This window comes from Amycolatopsis rhizosphaerae (assembly GCF_007713715.1).
GTDB classification, from domain to species: Bacteria; Actinomycetota; Actinomycetes; order Mycobacteriales; family Pseudonocardiaceae; genus Amycolatopsis_E; species Amycolatopsis_E rhizosphaerae.
In genome coordinates, this window is record NZ_VJWX01000490.1 from 1 (window position 1) to 5,293 (window position 5,293).

The 5,293-nt window shown below is 64.6% G+C and carries 5 protein-coding genes; 2 read left to right on the forward strand and 3 right to left on the reverse strand.

The features are described from left to right. The 3 genes from FNH05_RS31325 to FNH05_RS31335 form a co-directional block, all read right to left on the reverse strand. On the reverse strand, nt 1-257 hold a 257-nt coding region (locus FNH05_RS31325; protein WP_246128052.1), incomplete at its 3' end, for an N-terminal phage integrase SAM-like domain-containing protein. A 400-nt stretch (nt 258-657) separates the two neighbouring features. Next, nucleotides 658-1,272: a hypothetical protein gene (locus FNH05_RS31330; RefSeq protein ID WP_144592465.1), complete on the reverse strand. Its 615-nt coding sequence runs from the start codon at nt 1,270-1,272 to the stop codon at nt 658-660. Beyond that, the gene (locus FNH05_RS31335; protein WP_144592466.1) at nt 1,269-1,931 is read right to left on the reverse strand and encodes an RNA polymerase sigma factor; all 663 of its coding nucleotides are present in this window, start codon (nt 1,929-1,931) and stop codon (nt 1,269-1,271) included. The genes FNH05_RS31330 and FNH05_RS31335 overlap by 4 nt, the downstream gene beginning before the upstream one ends. Before the next feature lie 15 nt (nt 1,932-1,946). Between FNH05_RS31335 and FNH05_RS31340 the strand changes: the two genes are divergently transcribed. Further along, nucleotides 1,947-4,553: a golvesin C-terminal-like domain-containing protein gene (locus FNH05_RS31340; protein WP_483964237.1), complete on the forward strand. Its 2,607-nt coding sequence runs from the start codon at nt 1,947-1,949 to the stop codon at nt 4,551-4,553. A gap of 101 nt (nt 4,554-4,654) precedes the next feature. After that, on the forward strand, nt 4,655-5,284 hold the full coding sequence (locus tag FNH05_RS31345) for a hypothetical protein (protein WP_144592468.1): 630 nt from the start codon (nt 4,655-4,657) through the stop codon (nt 5,282-5,284). Nucleotides 5,285-5,293 lie beyond the last annotated feature (9 nt).

Genomic DNA, 5,293 nt, shown 5'->3' on the forward strand with positions numbered 1-5,293 from the left:
GCCACATCCTCCCCCGCTTCGGCGCAACAGCGCTGGGCCAGGGTCTTGGTCCAGAGGTTGATGTCGAGGGCGGTGATGGCGCCCAGCGCTGTTGCGCCGAAGCGGGGGAGGATGTGGCAGCGTAGTCGGCTGCGGTAGCTCTCGAGGGTGCGTTCGTCGAGGTCGATGGCGGGTAGCCATCGTTGGACCCATTCGGCGAGGGTGGTGCGGGTGGCGGTGGGGTCGATCCAGGTTCCGCGCCGCTGGTCGGTAGCCATATCGGCCGCGTAAGCCCGCGCGTCGTGTTCGCTGCGGAACCCGCCGACTGAGCGGGCACTGGCGGCTCCGTTGTGCCGGTAGCGGACTCGCCACGAGTGCTGCCCTGACTGCTCAACCCATGCCATGACGACCTCCAGGAGTGCTGCTGCTCTGGTATCTCCGTCATGGGCGCATATGGCAGGTCCTGTCAACCATGCTCGCAGCCCTCCGCCCCCGCGGGTGAGGTTGTTCAGCGCCGCCCTGCGGTCGGCGAGCTGCGGGTTCGTGAGCGCATCGGCCCGCTGCAGATTGCGGGAGTCTCTGGCGAGGCTGGCCGACAGACCGGCCTCGGCCGAAGACAGGCTTCGGCGCGCGAAACGTATCGAGGACTCCGACTACGCCGTGAAGTTGAGTGCTTGTCTATTTCCTTGTTCGCGATTGCCCTGGGGTGCGAGACGATCGAGCTGTGTTTATTGGTTTGGCCGGGAGATGAGGGTCTGATGTTACCTTCTTGCCCTGCGCCTTTTTCTTCTGATACTTGGCTGGAGTCTCCTGGTGGTGTGAAGCGTCTTGCTGATCGCTTTCGGGGGCGCGAGGTGGTTGCCTGGAACCGGTGAGTTGCTCGGGGTGTGTCGTGATTTCGCTGGTTGAGCGTGCGGGGCTGGTGCCGATAGTGGTGGAGCTTTGTGTCGTGGTGTTCGGGCCGGTGGGGTGTTCTTGCTGGTTTGAGGAGGGGTGGATTATTTCTGCTGCGACGGCGATGCCGCCAAGTGAGAGTGCGATGAGTGCTGCACCGACTGCTGCACGGGCGGGCCGACGGATACGGCTGATCTTGGCGGCCGGGGGTTGTGCTTCGCGGTATTGGGCGAGGAACTGTTCTTCTCCGGGCAGTGGGTGATCCTGGGGGCCGGATGCCGCTGCCATGAGCAGGGCGGCGAGTGGGTCGCCTGCGGGTGCGTCGCCGTGGGCACTGGCATCGAGAAGACGGTCGGTCTGCTCGGGATCGAGGTCCTCATGCGAGTTGCGGTCGGTCATGTTGGTTCCATGCTCCGGTACGGAGTTGTCGGTGCGGATGGTATCGGCGGCTGGTCGTGTTGATCGCCGGGAGTTGCTTGGATTCGTTTGGCGAGGTTGCGCAGCCCTCGGTGGACGGCCATGCGGAGGGCCCCGGGGTTTTTCCCGAGGACGCGGGAGGCGGTCGGGGTGTCCAGGCCGATGACAACGCGGAGCAGGATGGCTTGGGCTTGGTCGGGGGGTAGTCCAGCGATGATGGCGAGCGCGGAGGCGGTGTTGATGGCGTTGATCGCGTCGCGTTCGGTCTCGTTGCGTGCTGTCTGGTGGGGGATGTCGTGTGGAGCCAGCGGTGTGGTGGGGCGTCTTCGTCGGAGGTGGTCGATGGCGCGGTGCCGGGCGATGGTCACGATCCAGGCCCGGAAGTCCTGGCCGTTTCCCCGGAACGAGCGCAGGTCGCGGGCGACCCGGCTCCATGTTTCGGAGGCGACGTCTTCGGCGTCGGTTTCTCCGACCATGACTCGCAGATAGTTCAGCAGCCTTGGTTGCAGCGCGCGGTACAGATGACGGACACTGTTTTCATCGCCTGACTGGGCACCCATGACCACGATGTCCAGTTCAAGGTCGAAGCCGGATCTGCCTGCGGGAGAGTCGTCGCTGTCACGCTTGGGGCGGTCAGGCATCGGACTGCGAGCCTCCTGCGGTCGCAGCAGCGGGGATATGGCAGGTCGCGCGTCCGAGTTTGTGGCAGTGGCGGCGCGTTCACCTGGAACCTGAACATCCCCGAGGACGGCACCTACCAGGTGTACGTCCAGTACCCGCCGGTCAGCGGTGCCGCGACCAACGCCGGCTACACGATCGACCACAACGGTGGCAGCACCACGCAGACGGTCGACCAGACGAAGAACGCCGGCACCTGGGTATCGCTCGGCAGCTACTCGTTCACCCAGACAGGCACCGAGCAGAAGATCACACTGGCGCAGAACGGCGGCGGCGCGGTCACCGCGGACGCGATCAAGGTGGTCCGCGATAACTCCGGTGACACCCAGCCGAAACCACTGTCCTACTCGTACTCCTACGACGCCAACGGCAACCTTGTCGACATCGCCGACACCTCGCCCGGCGCCCAGTACGACGACTACGCCTACACCTACGACGGCCTCAACCGGATGACGCAGCTGCAAGAGAAGCTGTCAGGCACCGTCAAGCACACCACTGGCTTCGCATACGACGCCAACGGAAAACCGCTCACCCAGACACACGACAGTGCTGTCGCCACCGCGACCTACGACATCCGCAACCTCCTGTCCACAGTGGTGAACAAGGAGTCGTCGAACGACCCCAACCCGAAGACCACCAGCTACACCTACACCCCGTCGATGCAGATCGCCACGGAGACCAAGGGCAACAACAACGTGGTCACCTCCACCTACAACCTGGACGACTCACTGACGTCCACAGTGGAGAAAAATCCGGCGGGAACGGTGGTCGCCCAGCACACCTACACCTACGACCCGAACGGCAACCAGACCCAGGACGTCTCGGTCACCCAGAACGCCGACAACGGCAGCACCAGCCTGAACCGGACCGCCACCAACACCTACACGCCACGCGACCAGATCGCGTCCGTCACCAACTCCGACGGCAAGGACAACCAGAACTACACCTACGACCTCGCAGGCAACATCACCGCCCAGACCATCGCCGGGGTGACGAGCACCAACGTCTTCGACCGCAACCGCCAGCTGTCCACCACGCAGAACGGCCTGACCGGGACGTTCAACTACGACCCGTTCGGCCGCGTGGACACGGTCACCTCCGGCTCCACCGTGCAGGACCGCTACACATACGACGGATTCGACCGGGTCACCTCCCAACAGACCTTCAACGGCGTCGGGATGAGCACCACCACCAACGTCTACGACGCGTTCAGCCGCAAGATCTCCCAAACCACCAACGCCGGCACCAGCAACGCCAAGACCACCGCCTTCGACTTCCTCGCGACGTCGAACGCCGTCGTCGGCGAGGAGGTCGGCGGCACCCTCACCAAGACCTACCAGTACTCGCCGTGGGGCGAGCGGCTCGACCAGATTGTCCACAAGACGGACGGAACCGAGGAAGCGACCTACTACAGCTACGACGCCCACACCAACGTCCAGGCGATCACGGACACCTCCGGCAACACCAAGTCGACCTACGGCTACACCGCCTACGGTTCCGACGACACCGGCCAGGCCACCGGTGTGGACAAGCCCGGCAGCCAGCCGGCGGGCACAGATCCGTACAACGCGTACCGATTCAACGCCGACCGCGTGGACACCTCCAGCGGCACCTACGACATGGGGTTCCGCAACTACGACCCGGGCACGAACCGCTTCCTGTCGCGGGACAGCTACGAGGGTGCTCTGGCCGACCTGAACATGACGGCCGACCCCTACACCGGCAACCGCTACGCCTTCGGCGGCGGAAACCCGCTTTCCAACATCGAGATGGACGGCCACGAGTTCGTCGACGCCAACGGCGCTCCCCGGCCGGGATCACAGGAGTTCTTCGATTGGATGGAGCAAACTCTTGATGACTACGTTGCGCAGAAGCAGGCGACGGGCCGTGCGGGCGAGGTGACGAAGGGTACGTACGTCATGGCCTACGACCCTGTGACCGACAGGGCCGTAATTAATATGGCGCATGGGGCAGAGACTGTCACCAACCGCTACGGCGACCCATGCAGGAATTGCGCCGAGCGGGTTTCGGCCGCAGAGCTTGGGGTGCCGGTCGACCAGCCTTACTATTCGAAGGCGCGGATGATTAAGAGCTATCAGCAGTCACCGAAGCCATTCGGGCCTTGCACATCGTGCCAGGTAGACATGAACCCTGAGCAGTTCCCGTCGAATTCGGACTACCAACCTGGGGGCCGATTCGACGAGTTGAAGGCGGCGGCCGCGGCCGAGGACGCGAGCAAGGCAGCGGGAATCCTCGGCAAGCTGAGCACAGCGTTCAAGTGGGCAGGACGAGGTTTCGCTGTCCTGGGCATTGCAGCTGACATCTACGACGTCGCCACCGCGCCGGACGGGCAGAAGGTGCAGACCGCCGTTAAGGACACCAGCGCGCTGGGCGGAGCCTTGGCCGGCGGTGAACTTGGCGCCGAATGGGGTGCGGCGATTGGCACCTTCATCGAACCCGGTGGTGGAACGGTGGTCGGCGGCCTCATCGGTGGGATTGCCGGAGGCGTCGTCGGTGCGATCACCGGCAGCCATATCGGTGACCTCATCAACGACATCGGCAGCACTATCAGCAGTTGGTTCTAAGCAGTAGGCCGGTGGCCCGGGTCCCTGCTTCGGTCAGTGCCGGAGCAGCGGGCCCGGGTACGTTGGCGTTGGTCAGGGCAAGCCAAGTCCAGGGAGTAGGTATGGGAGGCGGTTCCGTCGATGGTTTCGTCGAGCAGGACTGGTTTGAGTTTTATGAGGAGACCGTCGAGGTCTACCCCACCAGCGAGCCCGGTCATTCCTTTCTGGCAGGCTTGCGTGCCCGGGCGGTGGCTCGTGCGTGGCCTATAGCTGCTGATGACACGTTCGCTTATCAGCCGGTTGACGACGAGCGACTTCTGCGGGCGGGTGTGTGGCTGGATGACCCGGAGACACAGAACGCTGTGCTGACGGCTGTGGTGGAGTTCGATGGGACACAGATCGTGGGAGGTCTCGCCTGGCACGAGGCCCCGTTCGATTTCCCGGTGGCCGAGGCGGAGGTCGTGTATTCCGGCACCGTGGAGGTGCTGGTTGACCGGGCGGGCGAGTGGTTCGAGTCGGTGTTGAGCCGACCGATCGAGCGGCGGGAGTGGTTCGACAACGGCATTCAGGTGGCTCGGGAGTGGGTGCTGGCGGACACGGAGCGGCCGCTTGTGATCTCTGGGAGGCTACGGTTGGCTCGCCCGCCGGACCGGGTCACCCTGGTTCGTGGTGTCCGACGGCCCGAGCACGAGGGCCGGCCTCGCGGACGCTGGTGGGATTTCGGCAAGCGGCGGGGCAGGCAAGGCGAGTGAGTGGGAGAG

What these genes read in the sequence shown, in the direction of transcription:
- FNH05_RS31330 (WP_144592465.1), bottom strand. Translation starts at nt 1,272, where the DNA reads ATGACCGACCGCAACTCGCATGAGGACCTCGATCCCGAGCAGACCGAC.
- FNH05_RS31335 (WP_144592466.1), bottom strand. Translation starts at nt 1,931, where the DNA reads ATGCCTGACCGCCCCAAGCGTGACAGCGACGACTCTCCCGCAGGCAGA.
- FNH05_RS31345 (WP_144592468.1), top strand. Translation starts at nt 4,655, where the DNA reads ATGGGAGGCGGTTCCGTCGATGGTTTCGTCGAGCAGGACTGGTTTGAG.